Source organism: Aliidongia dinghuensis (genome assembly GCF_014643535.1).
GTDB lineage: Bacteria > Pseudomonadota > Alphaproteobacteria > ATCC43930 > CGMCC-115725 > Aliidongia > Aliidongia dinghuensis.
Map to the genome: position 1 here is coordinate 413,229 of NZ_BMJQ01000004.1, position 18,028 is coordinate 431,256.

Annotated in this window: 16 protein-coding genes; 10 read left to right on the forward strand and 6 right to left on the reverse strand. The window is 65.8% G+C overall.

Annotated features, from left to right (window positions below; all coding sequences use genetic code 11):
* Position 1 precedes the first annotated feature (1 nt).
* Complete coding sequence (locus tag IEY58_RS10225; RefSeq protein WP_229743628.1) at positions 2–991, reverse strand: LysR family transcriptional regulator; 990 nt, start codon at positions 989–991, stop codon at positions 2–4.
* A 71-nt stretch (positions 992–1,062) separates the two neighbouring features.
* Here IEY58_RS10225 and IEY58_RS10230 point away from each other — a divergent pair, with 71 nt between their 5' ends.
* The gene (locus IEY58_RS10230; protein WP_189045214.1) at positions 1,063–1,452 is read left to right on the forward strand and encodes a nuclear transport factor 2 family protein; all 390 of its coding nucleotides are present in this window, start codon (positions 1,063–1,065) and stop codon (positions 1,450–1,452) included.
* Here IEY58_RS10230 and IEY58_RS10235 read toward each other — a convergent pair.
* From IEY58_RS10235 to IEY58_RS10245, 3 genes are read right to left on the reverse strand one after another with little or no spacing between them, the layout of a single operon-like run.
* On the reverse strand, positions 1,449–2,972 hold the full coding sequence (locus IEY58_RS10235) for an efflux transporter outer membrane subunit (protein WP_229743629.1): 1,524 nt from the start codon (positions 2,970–2,972) through the stop codon (positions 1,449–1,451). The genes IEY58_RS10230 and IEY58_RS10235 overlap by 4 nt on opposite strands.
* Complete coding sequence (locus tag IEY58_RS10240) at positions 2,969–4,186, reverse strand: efflux RND transporter periplasmic adaptor subunit (protein ID WP_189045216.1); 1,218 nt, start codon at positions 4,184–4,186, stop codon at positions 2,969–2,971. Before IEY58_RS10240 ends, IEY58_RS10235 begins: the two co-directional genes overlap by 4 nt.
* A 46-nt stretch (positions 4,187–4,232) precedes the next feature.
* Positions 4,233–7,382 (reverse strand): efflux RND transporter permease subunit, encoded by a 3,150-nt coding sequence (locus IEY58_RS10245; protein WP_189045218.1) that lies wholly within the window; start codon positions 7,380–7,382, stop codon positions 4,233–4,235.
* Positions 7,383–7,774: 392 nt separating this feature from the next.
* Between IEY58_RS10245 and IEY58_RS10250 the strand changes: the two genes are divergently transcribed.
* From IEY58_RS10250 to IEY58_RS10260, 3 genes are all read left to right on the forward strand, one after another.
* Positions 7,775–8,602 carry a substrate-binding periplasmic protein gene (locus IEY58_RS10250; RefSeq protein WP_189045220.1) on the forward strand — a complete coding sequence of 276 codons (828 nt, stop codon included), beginning with the start codon at positions 7,775–7,777 and terminating at the stop codon, positions 8,600–8,602.
* 203 nt (positions 8,603–8,805) lie between these two features.
* On the forward strand, positions 8,806–9,063 hold the full coding sequence (locus IEY58_RS10255) for a hypothetical protein (RefSeq protein WP_189045222.1): 258 nt from the start codon (positions 8,806–8,808) through the stop codon (positions 9,061–9,063).
* 278 nt (positions 9,064–9,341) lie between these two features.
* Positions 9,342–10,967, forward strand: a complete 1,626-nt coding sequence (locus IEY58_RS10260; RefSeq protein ID WP_189045224.1) for an L-lactate permease — start codon at positions 9,342–9,344, stop codon at positions 10,965–10,967.
* Positions 10,968–11,189: 222 nt separating this feature from the next.
* Here the strand turns inward: IEY58_RS10260 and IEY58_RS10265 are convergent, their stop codons facing one another.
* Complete coding sequence (locus IEY58_RS10265) at positions 11,190–11,348, reverse strand: hypothetical protein (RefSeq protein WP_189045226.1); 159 nt, start codon at positions 11,346–11,348, stop codon at positions 11,190–11,192.
* A gap of 119 nt (positions 11,349–11,467) precedes the next feature.
* Between IEY58_RS10265 and IEY58_RS10270 the strand changes: the two genes are divergently transcribed.
* Positions 11,468–12,052, forward strand: a complete 585-nt coding sequence (locus IEY58_RS10270) for a GNAT family N-acetyltransferase (protein ID WP_189045228.1) — start codon at positions 11,468–11,470, stop codon at positions 12,050–12,052.
* Here the strand turns inward: IEY58_RS10270 and IEY58_RS10275 are convergent.
* Positions 12,049–14,235: an FUSC family protein gene (locus tag IEY58_RS10275; RefSeq protein ID WP_189045230.1), complete on the reverse strand. Its 2,187-nt coding sequence runs from the start codon at positions 14,233–14,235 to the stop codon at positions 12,049–12,051. The genes IEY58_RS10270 and IEY58_RS10275 overlap by 4 nt on opposite strands.
* 191 nt (positions 14,236–14,426) lie before the next feature.
* Between IEY58_RS10275 and IEY58_RS10280 the strand changes: the two genes are divergently transcribed.
* The 5 genes from IEY58_RS10280 (at position 14,427) to IEY58_RS10300 (ending at position 17,965) form a co-directional block, all read left to right on the forward strand.
* Positions 14,427–14,717, forward strand: a complete 291-nt coding sequence (locus IEY58_RS10280; RefSeq protein ID WP_189045231.1) for a hypothetical protein — start codon at positions 14,427–14,429, stop codon at positions 14,715–14,717.
* A gap of 124 nt (positions 14,718–14,841) precedes the next feature.
* Positions 14,842–16,146 (forward strand): dicarboxylate/amino acid:cation symporter, encoded by a 1,305-nt coding sequence (locus IEY58_RS10285; RefSeq protein ID WP_189045233.1) that lies wholly within the window; start codon positions 14,842–14,844, stop codon positions 16,144–16,146.
* 53 nt (positions 16,147–16,199) lie between these two features.
* Positions 16,200–17,030, forward strand: a complete 831-nt coding sequence (gene mazG, locus IEY58_RS10290; RefSeq protein WP_189045235.1) for a nucleoside triphosphate pyrophosphohydrolase — start codon at positions 16,200–16,202, stop codon at positions 17,028–17,030.
* On the forward strand, positions 17,020–17,415 hold the full coding sequence (locus IEY58_RS10295) for a VOC family protein (RefSeq protein ID WP_189045237.1): 396 nt from the start codon (positions 17,020–17,022) through the stop codon (positions 17,413–17,415). Before mazG ends, IEY58_RS10295 begins: the two co-directional genes overlap by 11 nt.
* A gap of 73 nt (positions 17,416–17,488) precedes the next feature.
* Positions 17,489–17,965: a hypothetical protein gene (locus tag IEY58_RS10300; RefSeq protein ID WP_189045239.1), complete on the forward strand. Its 477-nt coding sequence runs from the start codon at positions 17,489–17,491 to the stop codon at positions 17,963–17,965.
* The last annotated feature ends 63 nt before the right edge of the window (positions 17,966–18,028 follow it).

Consider the following 18,028-nt stretch of genomic DNA (forward strand, 5'->3'; position numbering starts at 1 on the left):
CCTACGCCTGACGTCCTTGCGGCACCGGCGGTTTCCAGCCCATCACCGCTTCAGCGCGCCACGGCGCGTCCGTCAGCTCGGTGATCAAGAAGTCGGCCAGGGCGGAGACCTTCGCAGGACGAGCGCGAGCCGTCGGTGTCACGAAGTACAATCCGCCTTCCGGCAGGCGCCAATCGGTCAGGATCGGCTCAAGCAGCTTCTCTGGGAAATATTGTGTCGCGACAAATTCGGGGAATTCGCCGATCGCCAGCCCTTCGAGTACGGTTGGCATCAGCGCCTCGACGCTCGTTCCTCTGAGCGGCCCTGTTGGCGTGACCAAGCATTCCTCGCCCGTCTCGCGGTGCGTGAAGCGCCAAGCATCGCGCTTCGCTCTGTTCGCGTAGCTCAGGCACCGATGAGCATCCAGGTCGTGCGGGTGCTGCGGACGGCCATGCCGGGCGATGTAACTCGGCGATGCGACCACGAACCGGCGAACGGGCGCGATCAGCCGCGCCACAAGGGACGAATCTTCCATGATCGCAATGCGCAGGGCGGCGTCAAAGCCGTCGCCGATCAGGTCGGTCTGCGCATCGGTCAGGTGAAGATCGACCACGATGTCGGGATAGCGACGAAAGAACTCGGGCAGCATGGGTGCCACCCAGCGCGCGCCAAAGGAGAGCGGGGCGGCGAGCTTCACCAAGCCTCGCGGGCGACTGGAGGTCTCGCGCGCGAAGTCCTCGGCCGCCTCTGCATCCGCATAGATTCTGGAGGCTCGCTCGGCCAGGGTGTGACCGAAGTCCGTCAGTGCGAGCCGTCGTGAGGTTCTATTGAAGAGACGCCCGCCGAGCCGCTCTTCAAGGCGCGTGACGGCCCGGGAGACAGTGGCGACCGACACGCCCAGGGCTCGGGCCGCGGCGGCGAACGATCGCTCCTCCGCCACCGTCGCGAACATCGCGAGCCCCTCGAAGTCAGGCAGTTTCGACATCGACATTCTCGCAACGATGACTTTCATCCATTTCTATTTCGAAAACGCCGCCTCCGCCACAAATTTGCCGGACCCGCAAGGTGATACGGAGATGCGCGATGTCTGACAGGATCTACGAACTGCTGCACCGAAACCTCCAGGAGGTGTTCGGCGAAGGAGACGCCACCCGCCGTCGCGCGGCCATCGCGGAGCTCTACACCGCTGACTGTGTCCTGTATGTGCCGCCTGGTGTCTTCATCGGGCACGACGCGCTGGACAAGTTCGCCGGCGACCTGCGGGCGACGCATCCCCATTTCGCGTACGCGCCTCACGGTGCGCCGCAGGCACTGCACAACGCCGGCCGCTTGGCCTGGGGATCGGGGCCGCTCGGTGAGACGCCCGATTACACCGGTTTGGACGTGATCATCGTTCGCGACGACAAGATCGCCGCGCTCTATGTGTTCCTCGATTCAGTGCCGTCCGCGGCTGGGGGCGAGGCAAGGCGCTAATCGGCTTTGGCGGCGGTCGTCGGCTCGGCGCTGGCCTTCTCGATCTTGTCCAGTGTCGGCAGCTCGTCGGTGCTCCAGCCGCCGCCCAGCGCCTTGACCAGCAGCACGCTCGCCTCCATGCGCCGGCGCTGGATCTCCACCTGGTTGCGCTGGTTGCTGAGCGCTGCGGTCTGCGCCGTGATGACCTGCAGATAGGTGTCGCGGCCGCCGAGATAGCGCGTGGTGAACAGCTGCAGCGAATTCTGCGCCGCGGCGACCGCCTCGTCCTGCTGCTGCGCCTCCTGCTGCAGGATGCGGAGAGCCGCGAGGTTGTCCTCGACCTGCTGGAATGCATCGAGCGTCGTCTGGCGGTAGTTCGCGACATTCGCGTCATAAGCGGCGCGGGCCGCTTCCGACAGCGAATCACGACGCCCGCCGTCGAACAGGGTCTCGCTGAGCGACAGGCCGACCGACCAAAGCCGGCTTGGCCAGCTGAACCAATCGGTGATCTGGTCGCCCTCGAGCCCGACCGCCGAGTTCAGCACCAGGGACGGGTAATAGGCCGCCTGCGCGATGCCGATCTGCTCGTTCGCTTCGGCCATGCGCCGCTCGGCGGCGGCGATGTCGGGCCGGCGCTCGAGCAATCCCGACGGTAGGCCGACAGGGATGGTCGGCTCGCGGAGCGTCAGCGGGGCAGGGGCCAGGCTGAACTTTGCCGGCGCCTGGCCGGTCAGCGTGGCGATCGCATGTTCGAACTGGGCGCGCTCTACCGTGACGTCGGTCGCCTGTACCCGGGTGACGTCGAGTTGCGTCTGCGCCTGCGCCACGTCCGATTCCGGTGCAGCACCGCCTCTGGCCCGGTTGATCGTCAGCTGCAGCGCGTCGGCAAAGGCCTTCACCGAATCGTCGAGCAGCTGCTTCTGGGCATCGGCGCTGCGCAGGTTGAAGTAATCGACCGCGAGCTCGGCATGGAGGCTGAGGTCGGCTGTCTCGAGGTCGGCGGCGCTCGCCTGCGCCTCTTCGCCGGCCGCCGTGACGCTGCGGCCGATCCGCCCCCACAGGTCGACCTCGTAGGTCGCGTCGAACGGCAAGGTGAAGTCGCCGCTGGTATGCGTGCTGCTGACGTAGGGCCGGTGCAGCGATTGGCGGACCGAGGCGACGCCGGGTGCGACCGACAGGGTCGGGAATTCCGCCGCCCGGCTGACGCCGACCAGTGCCCGCGCCTGCTGGAAGCGCGCCGCGGCGATCTTCAGGTCCTGGTTCGCCGCCGTCACCTGGTCTTCGAGCGTGTTCAGCGTCGGATCGCCGAACACCACCCACCAATTACCGCGCGGGCTGCCGTCGGCCGGCCGTGCCGGCTGCCAGACGCCCGCGTCGGCGACGGGTGCCGGCGGCGCCTCCTTGAAGGCGTCAGCCTCGGGTGCGGGTGGTTTCTCATAGTCGGGGCCGACGGTGCAGCCGGCGACGAGCGCCCCCACCACGAGCAAAGGCGCCGCGGATGTGGGTGCCGCGGAGAGGAACCCGGAGCGATGGCGCATCATTGCTTGGTCTGAGCCACTGTCGGGCCTTCAGTCCGGACCGGCGTGTCGCTGACGAGCGAGTCCGACGGATCGAGAATGACCTCGTCCGTCGCTTTGAGGCCGGAGACGACCTCGACCTTCTCGCCGTAATCGCGGCCGATGGTGATCGGCGTCAGCACCGCTTTGCCGTCGCGCACCAGGGCCACGCGCAGGCCTTCCTTGCGGAACAGGAGCGTATTCGACGGGATGGTCATCGATTGCGCCGGCTTCGCCATGCTCAAGTGGACGAAGGCATAGGCGCCGGGCAGCAGCTTGCCGTCGGCATTATCCACGTCGATCTCGGTGAGCAGGGTACGCGATGCCGGATCGATCGCGTTCGCCGTGCGCACGAGCGTCCCGGTGAACGCCTCGCCCGGGAACTCGTCGAGCGTGACCCTGGCCTTGTCGCCGACATGCACGGCGCGCGAGTAGGTCTCCGGGACCGAGATGAAGACGCGGATCTTGTCGATCGCCGACAGGTGAAACAGCTCGCGCGCGGCAGACGCGGCACCGGCATCGATCAGCGCGCCGATATCCGTGTTGCGCGCGGTAATGATGCCGTCGAATGGCGCATAGACCTTCTCGTAGGACTGCATCCGCTCGAGCCGGGCGACGTCGGCCTGCTTCGAGGCGACGGTCGCCTTGGCCGCCGCGAGCGCGCCCACGGCATTGTCGCGCTCCTGGGTCGCGATTGACCGCGTCTTCAGCAGGTCCTCGTTCCGCTTGGCGGTAATATCGGCGAGCTTGAAGTTGGCCGTGGCCGTCTCGAGGTCGGCGCGTGCCTGGCGCAGCTGCTCGTCGACCTCGGGCGTGTCGATCTCGGCGAGCAGGTCACCCTGCTTGACGTGCGCGCCGATGTCGAAATACCAGCGTTTCAGGTAGCCGTTGGTGCGCGCATAGATCGGCGTGTCCGTGTTCGCCTGGGTGCCGCCGGGCAGAACCAGGTCCTCGCTCGGCGCGCCGACGTCAGGATGCGCGACGTTGACCGTCGGCACGGCCGATTCCTCGGTCGTGCGCGCCAGCCGCCGTTCGGCCGCGATCCGCTCGCGGATGCCGCCTCCGATCGCGACCACCAGGACGAGGACGGCGAGCCCGCCCAGAATGGCACCGCGCCGCGACCGGCGCGGCGGCGGCCCGCCTTTCGACAGCCGATCGTCATAGGTGGCGTCCAGCTCTCCATTGCCGTTGGGGGTCATGGGCGGGCTCCGGTCTCAGTGCTGGCAGGAGGGCGGCGAGGGGCGATCATTCCACGGACTCCGGCTTGAGCGTGTCGTGACGGTGCAGCAGGCTGAACACCGCCGGCACGAAAATGAGCGTCGCGACGGTCGCCAGGATCAGGCCGCCGATCACGGCGCGGCCGAGCGGCGCATTCTCCTCGCCGCCGTCGCCGAGGCCCAGGGCCATCGGCACCATGCCCATGATCATGGCGAGCGCCGTCATGATGACGGGCCGGAGCCGCGTGAGGCCGGCCTCGATCGCCGCCTTGACCGCATCGCCGTGGGCGGCGAGCCGGTCGCGCGCGAAGGAGACGACCAGGATGCTGTTCGCAGTCGCGACACCCATGCACATGATGGCGCCCATCAGCGCCGGCACGCTCAAGGTCGTGTGGGTGAAGAACAGGAACAGCACGATGCCGGCCAAGGCCGCGGGCAGGGCGGTTACGATGATGAACGGGTCGAGCCACGACTGGAAGTTGACGACGATCAGCAGATAGACGAGCACGATCGAGAAGGCGAGGCCGCCCAGAAGGCTTACGTAGGAATGCTGCATCGTGTCGATCTGGCCGCGCACGGTGAGGAAGCTGCCGCGGGGGAGCGACGCCCGATGCGCGTCGACGATCCGCGTGATGTCCTGGCCGACGCTGCCCAGGTCGCGGTCCTGGACCGAGGCATAGACATCGACGGTCCGGCGGATGTTGTAGTGGGTGACGACCTGCATTTCGTTCGAGCGCCTGATCGTCGCCATGTCGCCGAGGATCCGGTCGGACCGGCCGCCGATGGCGCTCACCGGGATGTTCTGGACGTCCTGCAGCGATTGGATGTCGTACTGCGGCGACAGCGCCGTCATGTTGTAATTCACGCCGTTCTGCCAGTTGAGGAAGAACATCGGCGTAACCTGCGAGCTGCCGCTCAGGATGTTGAGCATGCTGTTGGCGACATCGCGCTCGGTAAGTCCGCTCTGCGCCGCCTTGGTCCGGTCGACCGCGACGTCGAAGCTCGGGTAGTCGAAGGCCTGCTGGACGCGGGCGTCGACGATGCCCGGCACGTGGCGCAGTTCGGCGAGGATCTGGTTCGCGACCTGCCGGTTGCCCTCGACATCGGCGCCATCGATCTGGATGTCGACTGGCGCCGGGATGCCGAAGTTCAGAATCTGCGTCACGATGTCGGCCGGCAGGAAATAGAACACGACGCCCGGAAACGCCCGCGGCAGGTCGGCGCGCAGCTTGCGGATATAATCCGCCGTCGGGCGATGGTTCTCGTTGAGCGACACCATGACATCGGCGTCGCCGGCGCCGATCAGGCCCGAGGTCGCGTGCATCAGGTTGATGGTGCTGTAGGGCAGGCCGATGTTGTCGAGAATGCCGCTCAGTTCCTGTTCCGGGATCTCGCGCCTCACGAAGGCCTCGACCCGGTCGGCGAGGTTCGCCGTCTCCTCGATGCGCGTGCCCGACTTGGCCCGTAGATGCAGGATCATCTGCCCGTTGTCGGTATTCGGGAAGAAGTCCTGGCCCAGCCAAGGCACCAGCAGGAACGCGGCGAGGCAGGCGACGAAGAAGCCCGGGATGAAGAGCGCGCGGCGCGCCACCAGCAGCGTCAGCACCCGGCCGTAGGCGTCGCGGAATGCCGAGAAGCCGCGCTCGAAGCCGGCCTGCGCGATGGTGAAGATGTTGCGCCGTGGCTTGACGGTCCCGTGGTGCGCCTTCAGCAGATACATCGCAAGCGTGGCGACAAGCGTGCGCGACAGGAGGTAGGACCAGAGCATCGCAAACACGACCGCCTCGGCCAGCGGCACGAAGAGATAGCGCGAGACGCCGGTCAGGAAGAACATGGGCAGGAACACGACGCAGATGCAGAGCGTCGCGACCAGCGACGGGGCGGAGATTTCGGCTGCACCCTCAAGGATCGCGGTCTTCAGCGATTCGCCTTCCTCGAGATGGCGCTCCATGTTCTCGATGGTCACGGTCGCGTTGTCGACGAGCACGCCGACCGCGAGCGCCAGGCCGCCCAGCGTCATGATGTTGATCGTCTCGCCGAGCGCCCCCAGCACGATGACGGCGCCCAGGATCGAGAGCGGGATCGAGATCGCGATGATGATCGTGCTGCGCCAGCTGCCGAGGAAGATCAGGATCATCGCGGCGGTGAGCGCCGTCGCCATCAGCGCCTCGCGGATGACGCCGGTAACCGCCGCCTTGACGAAGACCGACTGGTCGCCGAGCTGCGAGATCTTGAGCTCGGGCGGCACGGTCTGCTGGACGCGGCCCAGCATGCTGCGGATGCCGGCGACGACGTCGATGGTCGAGGCCGAGCCCGCCTTGAGGATGCTCAGGAGCACGCCGCGCTGGCCGTTCTGGCGCACGATGTTGGTCTGCGGCGTGAAGCCGTCGCTGACCGTCGCCACGTCGCGCAGATAGAGCGTCGAATTGCCGACGACCTTGATCGGCAGGTCGTTGAGCTCGGCAATCGCATGGGGCGCGCCGTTGAGGCGCGCGTCGTACTCCATCTCGCCGATCTTGGCCGTGCCCGACGGCAGGACCAGGTTCTGCGCGGCGACGGCATTCAGGATGTCGCTCGGCGTCAGGCCCTTGGAGAGCAGCAGCCGCGGATTGGAATAGATCATCACCTGGCGCTGCTTGCCGCCGAACGGGTAGGGGACGACGGCGCCTGGCACGGTGACGAGCTGGGTGCGCACGAAATTGACCGCGAGGTCATTGAGGCGCTGTTCCGAGAGGCCCTTGCCCGACAGGCCCAGCTGCAGGATCGGCACGCTCGACGGGCTGTAGTTGATGATGAGCGGCGGCTGGGTGCCGGTCGGCATGCTGCGCAGCTGGGTCTGCGAGATGGCCGTGATCTGGGCGTTCGCCGTGTCGAGGCTGGCCGACGGCTGCAGGAACACCTTGATGACGGCCTGGCCGTTGATCGTGGTCGATTCGATATGCTCGATATTGTCGACCGTGGTCGTGAGGCCGCGCTCGAACTGCGAGGTGAGGCGGCCTTCCATTTCCTCCGGGTTGAGGCCGGTATAGGTCCACGACACCGCGATCACCGGAATGTCGATGTTCGGGAAGATGTCGGTCGGCGTCCGCAGGATCATGATCGGGCTGACGATCAGGATGCCGAGCGCCAGCACGATGAAGGTATAAGGCCGGCTGAGCGCGATGCGGACGAGCCACACGGTCGAGGACTCCAGGCTGGCGGCCCGCGGGATCGGGCGTTTTCAGGGGACCGGCCGCGGGCATTCCCTATAGGTTTTCCCAGGAGGGCGTTCCCATGGGGCGTTTCAGAAAAACGCCGCGCGAGCCCGTGAGGGTCGCGAGAAGTCCGCGGTTGTCGGCTGCGTCACGGTAAGCGGAACCGGTTCGCGGCGGCAATCATCGAGCGATTGCTTGCGCCTGCAAATGATGCGTCATGTCGCATGGCAGCGAATGGCTGATCTTCGCCATTTCGCGTATCCCGGAAAACAATTTATCGACTATTCCGTGTACCATGCAGGAGGTGCAACGACGGGGAAGGGCGCGCCCCTCAAATCGGCACCCAGGAACAACATCGCGACACGGGAAATGACGCATGGCCGCACGACGGCGGGTGCAGCAGGGCGCTCGGCTTGCCCTGGCAATGGCATTGCTGCCGACGGCGACCCTGTCGGCAGGCAGCCGCGCTTGGGCCGCCGGGACGCGCCCGTGCGAACGGGTCGTCGTGTCCGGCGACGCCGACTATGAGCCGCTTTCCTGGTTCGACGGCAGGGAGATGCAGGGCGCGGCTGAGACGATCGTCGGCGCCGCGCTGGGTCGCATCGGCGTGCCCTTCGAGATGCAGTATGTCGGTCCGTTCAAGCGCGTGCTCGCCGATGCCGAGGTGGGCGACGTCGATGTCGTGGCCGAATTGAAGAAGACGCCGGAACGAGAGGCATTTATGGCGTTTTCCTCAACCCCGATCTTCGTCAATCCCGTCGCCATCTTTACCCATCGCGCTCGCCATCTCAAACTGGCTCGGCGCGAGGATCTCGTCGGGCTCCGCGGCGGCATCGTCATCGCCAATCAGTTCGGCGGTGATCTCGACGCGTTCATCAACGCGCGTCTCTCTGTCGAGGAAGTGCCGCGGCTCGATCTCGGCCTCAAGATGCTGGCCGAGGGCCGGCTCGATTACTTCATCACCAGCTATTACCCCGGCATGACCTATCTCCTGGATCAGGGCTGGGAGACGGCCTACACAATCCAGCAGCCCTACATCGTGGCGACCGACAATTTCGTCGGCATCTCCCGGCAGAGCCGCTGCTTTGCCGAACTTCAGGCGCTCGATCGCGCGCTTGCCGAGATGGCGCGCGAGGGCGAGATCGCGCGGCTGTTCGACGCCGCGACCGCCGACTGGCGCCGCCGGGCCGCCCAAAGCGAATGAGTGGCGAATGAGTGGCGAATGAGCGCCCGCCCGAGACGATCGGCTGAGACGATCGCCCGAGACGATCGGCTGAGACGATCGGCTGAGACGATCGGCTGAGACGATTCCGTTCCATAAGTATTATTCCTTAAGGATTTAATCGAATCGCAGCGATGGGAGCGCCGTGATCAACTAGCTGAATCGCCGATCGGATGGAGACAACTATGAACATTATCATTGGGCCGGTCCTGGCGCGTGACGGTGGTTACGCGTTCGATTACTGGATCGCAAAGGACGGCTTTGTGTGCGGCTGCGTCTATCGGCGGATCGAGGACGCCTACTATGCAAGGCGCGCCTTGGCCGCGGCCGAGCACGCCGACGCCGTGTGCGAGACGCTGTCCGAGTTCGTGCGCGGCATCCACGGTGGGAGTGTCGGCGGTGGGGGTGGCGGCGTCGGTCGCAGCCTCGGCGCCGCGGCGTGAGGCCCAGGATTCCTCTCATCTAACCGAACGATGAGCGCTGATGGAGACGAGCGAGCGGTGCCGCTCGCCATCGACTTGCGGCGGGGGCGGTGCTCGTCCCCGTTGGGTGCGACAAGAGAATCTCTTGTGCAACCTCGCGGAAAAGGGGAATAATCCAAACCGTACTGGAGACTAGAGATAGTTTCTGACGTCTGCCGCCAAAATCGTCGCAGAACGGTTTGGCCAATAAAGCATGACGGTCGTCTTCAATCCGTCATGCGCAGGAGAGGGGCGACGCGATGTTTACGCAGATCGTGGATCCGACCGGCCAGCTCTGGCTGTCCTGCCTGGTGGCGCTGGTGCCGGTCGTGCTGCTGCTGGTCTTGCTCGCCGTGTTCCGCGTCTCAGCCTGGCTCGCCGTGCTGATCGGCTCGCTCGTCACGTTCCTGCTTGCCGCCGCGGTCTGGCACATGCCGACGGGCGACGGCGCCCGGGCCTATCTCTACGGCTCCGCGACGGGCGTCTGGAATGTCGACTGGATCACCTTCTGGGGCGCGGTGCTGTTCAACACCTTGTCCGTCACCGGCCTCTTCGAGAATTTCCGGCGCTGGCTCGTGGCACAGGGCAGCGCCGACGTCCGGGTGCAGACGCTGCTGTTCGCCTGGGCGTTCGGTGCCTTGCTCGAAGGCCTGGTCGGCTTCGGCTATCCCTGGGCGGTCGTGGCGCCGATCCTGATCTCGCTCGGTATCGCCGATCTCGACGCGATCCGCGTCGCCGCGATCGCCAACAATGCCCCGGTCTCCTATGGGGCGCTCGGCGCGCCGATCATCGCGCTTGCGGCGGTCACCGGTTATCCGCTGCTGGCCCTCTCGGCCTCGGTCGGCACGGTCGTAGCCGTGCTCGCGTTGCTGCCGCCCTGGGTGCTGATCTATCTCGTCTCCGGCAGGGAAGGGCTCCGGGACGGCTGGCCGCTCGCGATCGTCGCTTCGCTGGGATACATCCTTGGGCAATATCCGGTTGCGGTCTATCTCGGGCCCTATCTGCCCGACATCGCCGGCGCGATCCTGAGCTTCGTTGCCTTGCTGGCGCTGCTGAAGGTCTGGCGGCCGCAGACCATGCTCGGCTATGGCGGCCGGCCGCTCGAGGCGTCGGCCGGGGCCGGCGGCGGTCGCCAGCACGGCCTCAGCCCGTCGGAAGTGCTGCTCGCCTGGATGCCGTTCGCCGTGCTGGTGATCGTCGTGGCGCTCTGGACCGGGCCCTGGTCGCCGCTGCCGCGGGTCAGCTGGTTCCTGGTCAAAGTGACGGCCGCGGCACCGGAGCTCCAGACGACCATCGCCGCCGCGTTCAACTTCGCCCCGTGGGTCGGTGGGACGTCGATCCTGGCGGCTTGGCTTATCGTGGCGGTGCTGCTCGGCCTGACCGGCCGGCTCAAGGTCACGCAGCTCGGCGAAGTGTTCCGCCGCACGTTCCATCAGATGTGGGGTGCGCTGCTCGTCGGCGTCTTCATCTTCGGCCTGGCCTATGTGTTCAACTTCTCCGGCATGGCGTCCTCGCTGGCGAAGGGCTTTGCGGACCTCGGCACGGCCTTCGTCGTGGTGGCGCCCATCCTGGGCTTCATCGGCGTGGCGCTGTCCGGATCGAACACGTCGACGAATGCCATGTTCGGCAAGTTCCAGGCCTTGGTCGGCGCGCAGCTCGGGATGCCGCTCTTGCTGCTGCCGACGCTGAACTCGGTCGGTGCCGAGATCGGCAAACCGATCGCACCACAGACCGCGAGCGTCGGCGTTTCGACCAGCCGGTTCGTGCGCAACGAAGGCGAAGTGATCCGGCACAATCTCGGCTGGACGATCATTCTGCTGGTCTATCTGATCATCATCGGCGTCGCATTCTATTTCCTCCGTCCGGCGTTGATGGGCGCGCCGTGAGAGCGGGCTTGCACCGGACTGCGGGGCGTGGCGCTTGAGCGTCGAGCATTATTTTTCATAATATATATTATGCGACAAATTGGCGTGTTTCGCGCTAAGGCATGAGACCGCCCTACGCTGCTGGTTCGTGAGCGCGATGCTGTGCCGTTCGGTGAAATCTTCTCTTCATCGAACCAGTTTTTCGTAAGGCGGCAGACCGGACTCGGTGGCCCGAGCCGCTTCTTACAGTTCCTCAAGCTCCTCGGCCAAATTCTCGAAATCGACCAGCCGCAACTGGTCCTCGGGCTCGGTTTCATCCTGTGGCAGATTGCGAAGACGGCGGATCTCCGTGTCCACTGCCTGGATCACCATCATCAGCGACCGTCCACGGATCTCAGGCATCCTCGATCCCTTCTGTGGGCCCCTGGCCTTCTGTATTGGCCGGATGTAGCATCCATCAGTCAGGTTAAACGCGCGTGGGCGGTACGCAAAGTGCTGGCGGATAACTATCGGGGTTATTTGTGAATCACATTTCGCATGTTTGCGAGTCCCTGGCAGAAGCTCTTGTTGACGATCCATTTTACCAAGCGGTGACGATCGATTCGTCGGCAGACGAAGGGAAAAGGCGACTGATTCTCGCTCGATACTTCAACCTTGCCATCGAGGAAGCGACCAGCATTGGCGAAGTTCAATATGCCGGAGGTGACGGTGCTGCAATCTGGGTCACCAATGAAGCGAGTGACGGCGATATAGGAAGGTACAGCACGGCCCGGACACGGGCATTGACGAAGCTGCTCGGCGCCGCAGGTTTTGATAATTACGTGAGCATTTCCAAATCGATGGCGAAGAATGTTCCGACTCACCTTGCCGACGCTTGGTATTTATCCATCTTGGGCGTGCGGCCAGCGGCGCGAGGGCAACGACTGGCGCATCGTCTCGTCGAATTGACCTTGAGCCGGGCCGATCGACAGGGTGCTACGTGCTTTTTGGAGACCTTTAACCCACTGAGCCTGCCCTTTTATCGGAGGCTTGGTTTTGATCACGAAATTCGTTGTTTTGAAGAAGTTACGGCTCGTCCCTATTGGATATTAACGCGACATAACTAGAACCCGGCGAGCCGGATCCCGGCCGCGTGCAGCACGTGGGTCTGGCGCGTGAGGCGCGCGATCTCGTGCTCGAACAGATGGCGCTCAGTCGCGTGTTCGGCGCCTTCGGGGGGCGGCTCGTCGGGCGTCGCCGGCACCAGCGCCGCGATGTCCGGCGGCGGCGGCAGTTCCGGCGGCGCCATCCGCCGATCGACGGCATCGGCGATGGCGCTCATGGCGCTGCCGAGCCAGTCGCCCAGCCGCTCGAGCTGCGCCCGCCCCTCGCCCGTCACGAGATCGGTCGGCAGGTATGCCAGTGCCAGCGCCACGCCTGCGAGCCGCCTGAGGCAGGTGAGGATCGTCGTCGCCGGCTCCTCCTCGCGCCGCGTCCCGGTATGCGGTTCGTCGATCAGGCGCTGCAGCGAGGCTTCGGCATTGTTGCTGGCCATGCCGGCAACCTGGCGGGGGGCTACCAGACCCGGCCGCGGCTCGCCCGCCACGAACTGGGTGATCGCCGCGAGCGTCAGATCGCGGTTGGTGCGGATGGCGCGCGCCACTTGCCGCTGCAGCTCGAGCCCCTCGCGCACCGGCCAGAGCAGATAGGCCGCGACCAGGCCCAAGGCACCGCCCAGCAGGCTGTGCATCGCCCGGAGCGCTGCCAGATAGAGATCGCCGCTGCCGCCGGTCTGGAACAGTTCGGCGACGAGCACGAACTGCGGTGTCAGCAGGAACACGAACAGCGTGTAGTTGACCGGGCGCAGCGCCATGGTCGCGATGGCGAGCGGGAAAATCACGACCGTGATGGCGATCGGATCGGGCAGCATCCAGCCCAGCAAGGCCGCGACCAGGCCGCCGGCGACGCTGCCGACGACGCGCTCGACCGTGCGGCGGAACGTCGTCGCCAGATAGGGCTGCAGCACCACGGCGGCCGTGATGGTGAGCCAATAGCCGCGCGTCAGCAGCAGCGACCGGGTGAGCGCCACCGCGACCGCGGCGGTGATCGCAAGGCGCAGCGCGTGGCGGAACGTAATCGAGCGGAAATTGAAGTTGGCCCGGAGCGTCGCCAGGATGTCGCTGAAACGCCGCCCCCGTTCGGCCGGCATGAGCGTCTTCAGCTGGCCGGGCGGCAGTTGGCCGGGTGATGCCGGCGGCATATCGGGCGCCACGCCGCGGATCGTCAGCGCGGCATGGCCGGCATAGCCGTCGATGGTCTCGAACAGGCCCGCCGCCTGGCGATAGGCCGCAAGATCGGCGGTGCCGCGCGGCTCGGCGGCCTCGACCGCCCGGCGCAACCCGCGGGCGGCGGCTCTGATGTCGGTCGTCTGCGGCAGCGGCCCGCCGGTCATCGCGTCGGCGAGCCCGCGCGTGATGGCGGCGAGGCGGTTCAGCGCCGCATCGACCTGGAAATGGATGTCCGGATGCCGGTCGAGTGCGCTCGCAAGCTCCAGCACCTCGCTGAGCGCGATCAGGGCGGCGAAGATCTGGTCGATTTCCGCGGCCAGGATGACAAGGCCGGCACCGCGGTCGCTTTGGCCCGGCGCGCGCCGGCGCGTGTCGGCGAGCGTCGCGCGGGCAGTCTCGATGGCGGCGCGGGTATGGTTGCGCCGCTCGCGCACGAGCCGCCCCCACTCCGCCTCAGACGGCGCGCTGCTGCCGTGCACCTGGCCCAGCGCCGCGGCGAAATCTGCAACACTGCGCCAGCACGCGGCGATCGCACGCCTGGACGCGGCATTGGGATGGACCGGCCAGAGCACCAGCGCCAGTCCCATGGCCCAGAGCCCGCCGCCGATGGTGAGCGCGCCGCGGAACAGCGCCTCGCGCGGGCTCGGATCCGGGATGCCGATCGAGACCAGCACATCGGTGGTCAGGAGCACGCCGACGGTGGTGGCAGCGTTGCCGAACAGCCGGATCATGCTGGCGCCGAAGCTCCACAGCAGGACCAGCAGGACGGCGAGCGGCGTGCTGTCCTGAACCAGGAACGACAGCAGGTTGCCGATGGCGGCGAACAGCGTGAAGCCGCCCATCGAGAGCGAGCGCGTGCGGTTCGACCCGCCGACGTCGGCGAGGCAGGTCCAGAACCCGATGATCGCGATCCAGTTGAGTTCCGGCCGATGCAGCAGTTCGCCCGCCAGCACCGGCAGCGCGCTCGCGGTTGCGGCACGCGCACCCGCCGCGAGGCTGATTTCCCTCAGATCCAGCGGCAAGGCCCGATCAAGTCGGCTGCGCCAGTTCCCAGGCGCCCTTCTCCCGACCAATCCGTCCACGCCACCCATCCCTGTCGCCTGCCCCCGCGACATGATGGCACGGATGCGCCGGCGTCCGGGAGGTGGTTTTGTCGATTTCACACCGTCTTAACGATGAAAACCGGAGAATGGCGGCACTCCAGGAGACGCTCATGCCCTCGTTCTTCGCCCAGTTGGCCTCATTCATCGCCGGCCCTGCGAAACCGGCCGCTGCCCCGGCACCCGCTCGTGGCGCCAAACCGCCGGCGGCCGCACCGAAAAGCGCCGAACGTCAGGCTTTGGAACAATCGATCCTGGCGAATCGGCGCAAGATCCTGACCAACATGGCGGCGATGCAGCAGGAACGCGAAGCCGCGCTCAAGGCGCGCGGCATCTCCAGTCAAGACATGGTGTCGGCCGCGGAAATCGCGCGCCGCATCCTCCTCGATCAGGGGAATCATTGACGAACGCAACAATTGCTGCGTCGCAACAAAAACTAATCGTTCCGTTTGTCTGGCGATTTCTGTAGGGTCGCGCACCGTTTCACCGAACGGCCCATCCCTTTTGTCAGCCAGCGGAGATTCTTCAGTGCCGACAGACGTCGTTGCTTCGGGTCGCAGGAGCCGCCCGTTCTACAAGAATCTGACCGTCCAGGTTTTGACGGCGATCCTCATCGGCGTTCTGCTGGGTGAGTTCGATCCGGAGCTGGCGAAGCAGCTGAAGCCGCTCGGCGACATCTTCATCAAGCTGATCAAGCTGGTGATCGCACCGGTGATCTTCCTCACGGTCGTGACCGGCATCTCGCATATGGGCGACATGAAGAAGGTCGGCCGGGTCGGCGGCAAGGCGCTGCTCTATTTCGAGCTCGTGACGACGATCGCCCTCGCCTTCGGCCTGATCATCGTCAATCTGATCGGTCCCGGCCGCGGCGCCTCGACCGCGAATGCGAAGATCGACGCGGTCGCAAGCTATGCGGCCCAGGGCAAGGCGTTCGACATTCAGAAGTTCCTGCTCGAACTCATTCCCGACAATTTCCTCGGTGCCTTCGCCAAGGGTGACCTGATCCCGATCCTGATCATCGCCATCCTGTTCGGCGCGGCCTTGACCCATATGGGCGAGCGCGGCAAGCCGATCGAGGAATTGCTGGAACGCGTCAGCCACGTGTTCTTCGGCATCATCGGCATCGTCATGTATGCGGCGCCCTTGGGCGCCTTGGGCGCCATGGCATACACCATCGGCGTCAACGGCGTCGGCGTGCTGGTCAACCTGGGCGAGCTCATGGCTTGCGTCTACCTGACCATGGCGGCATTCGTGCTCCTGGCGCTCGGCCTGATTGCCAAGTTCTCGGGCTTCAGCATCTTCAAGTTCCTGCGCTACATCACCGAGGAGCTGCTGATCGTGCTCGGCACCTCCTCGTCCGAGACGGCGCTGCCGCGCCTCATGGACAAGCTCGAGCGCTTCGGCGTGGCGCGCCCAGTCGTGGGCCTGGTCGTGCCGACCGGCTATTCCTTCAATCTCGACGGCACCTCGATCTACATGTCCATGGCGACGATCTTCATCGCCCAGGCCTATGGCATCGATCTTTCGATCGGCCAGCAGATCTTCATCCTGAGCGTGCTCATGGTGACGTCCAAGGGGGCGGCCGGTGTCACCGGCTCCGGCTTCATCACGCTGGCGGCGACGCTGGAGGCGACCAAGATCGTGCCGATCGAGGGCCTGGCGCTGCTCCTCGGCGTCGATCGCTTCATGTCCGAGGCGCGCGCCATCACCAACATCATCGGCAATGCGGTCGCGGCCGTGGTGATCGGCAAGAACGAGAAGGCTTTCGACGAGGCAGCGGCCCTGGCAGAATATCGCCGGGCGTTCGACGATCCGTCGATCAGCCGGATCTGACCCACGCGACGACCACACGCCACGACGACCCGCCACGACCCAGACGAGGACCGATGTCGATACCACCGCCGTCCGGGACCGGCATCGACCGCCTGCTCCGCATCATGGCGCAGCTCCGCTCGAAAGACGGCGGCTGTCCCTGGGACATCGAGCAGGATTTCTCGACCATCGCGCCCTACACGATCGAGGAAGCCTATGAAGTGGCCGACGCGATCGAGAAGCGCGACATGCCGGCGCTCAAGGACGAGCTGGGCGACCTCTTGTTCCAGGTCGTGTTCCACGGTCGCATGGCCGAGGAAGCGGGCCTGTTCGGCTTCGAGGAGATCGCCGACGCGATCTCGGAGAAGATGGTCCGCCGGCACCCGCATGTGTTCACCAGCGAAGCCGGCGACGGGACGGCGGTCGCGACCGCGGCGGATCAGACGGTCAATTGGGAGCGCATGAAGGCGGCCGAGCGCGCAAGCCAGGCGCAGGAGGCCGAGCGCCACAGCGCGCTCGACGGCGTCATTGCCGGCCTCCCCGCTTTGACCCGCGCCGTCAAGATCCAGAAGCGCGCGGCCCGCGTCGGCTTCGACTGGACCGAGCCTGCGCCGATCCTCGACAAGATCGAGGAAGAGATCGACGAGCTCAGGGCCGAGCTTACGAACGGCGCTGCCGCCGAGCGGATCGAGGATGAGCTGGGCGACCTCATCTTCGCCCTTGCCAACCTGGCGCGCCGGCTCGACCTCGACGCCGAAGGCGCCCTCCGACGCGCGACAGCCAAGTTCGAGCGCCGCTTCCGCGCGATGGAAGCGCTGGCCACCGCCGAAGGGCGTCCGTTCGACAGCCTGCCGCTCGACGAGCAGGACGCGCTCTGGAACCGCGTCAAGGCGAATGAGGGCTGAAACGGTGACCTTCGGCCGTGGGCCCCGGGTCGTCCCGGCCCTCCTTGCTCGCGACCTCTCAGAGACAGCCGCGTTCTACGGCCGACTGGGCTTCTCGATCGAATGGCCGGACGGTGATCGTCGTCCCGCACATCGGCTGCGGGTAGAGCGCGACGGCATCGCCCTGTTCTTCTTCGACGAGCCAATCGGGACGGCCACCGATCCTGCCCTGTCCGGCACAATCTACGCGTTCCCCGAAAGCGTCGACGCGCTCGCTGAGGAATGGCGGGACAAGGTCGCGTTTCTTTGGGGCCCCGAATTGATGCCCTATGGACTCTACGAGTTCGGCATTGCCGATCCAAACGGCTATTGCCTCGCCTTCGCCGAGCGCCGGTCGAGCTTGTGATCTCCCTCACAGAGCCACGATACAGTTCGAAATAGAGTTCGATCGTCACAAACCCGTATAGCGGGAGGCGATCATGGCGAAATGTTCAGGCTGGTACTACAAGGGGCCCGCGTGGCATCAGAACAGCCTCGTCGCGGTCAACGCCGATAGCCGGAGCGGCAAGGAGACTCGGAAAGATCTCCTGGGCCTCGGCAGCAATGAGGATGCGAAGGCCTTCATCGGGGCGCTCGACTACATCGCGCGCCTCGGCATCGAGGGAAAGGACGGCAAAAGCCGTGATCCGTTCGGCTGTGCCGAGCCCGATGCTGTCTACCAGCTGCTCAAGCTCGGTGCCGAGATCAACCAGATCTTCATCAGCCAGACACGCGAGAGCCGGGTTTCGACGTACTGGCGCGACGCCGGCGAAGAATATGACGTCTACCTGAAACCCTGCCCGTGCTGCCGCCTGTGGCTCAGCGCCGAACATCGGGCCGGGTACTTCATGATCGACATCAAGGAGCTTTATCGCCTGCGGGATCTCAACAGCAAGGCGACCACGTCCGACAAGTGACCCAGGAGCCCGCTGCAAGCCGGCAGCGGGCTCCTGCGGCGACGGTGCATGATCACGTCCCGG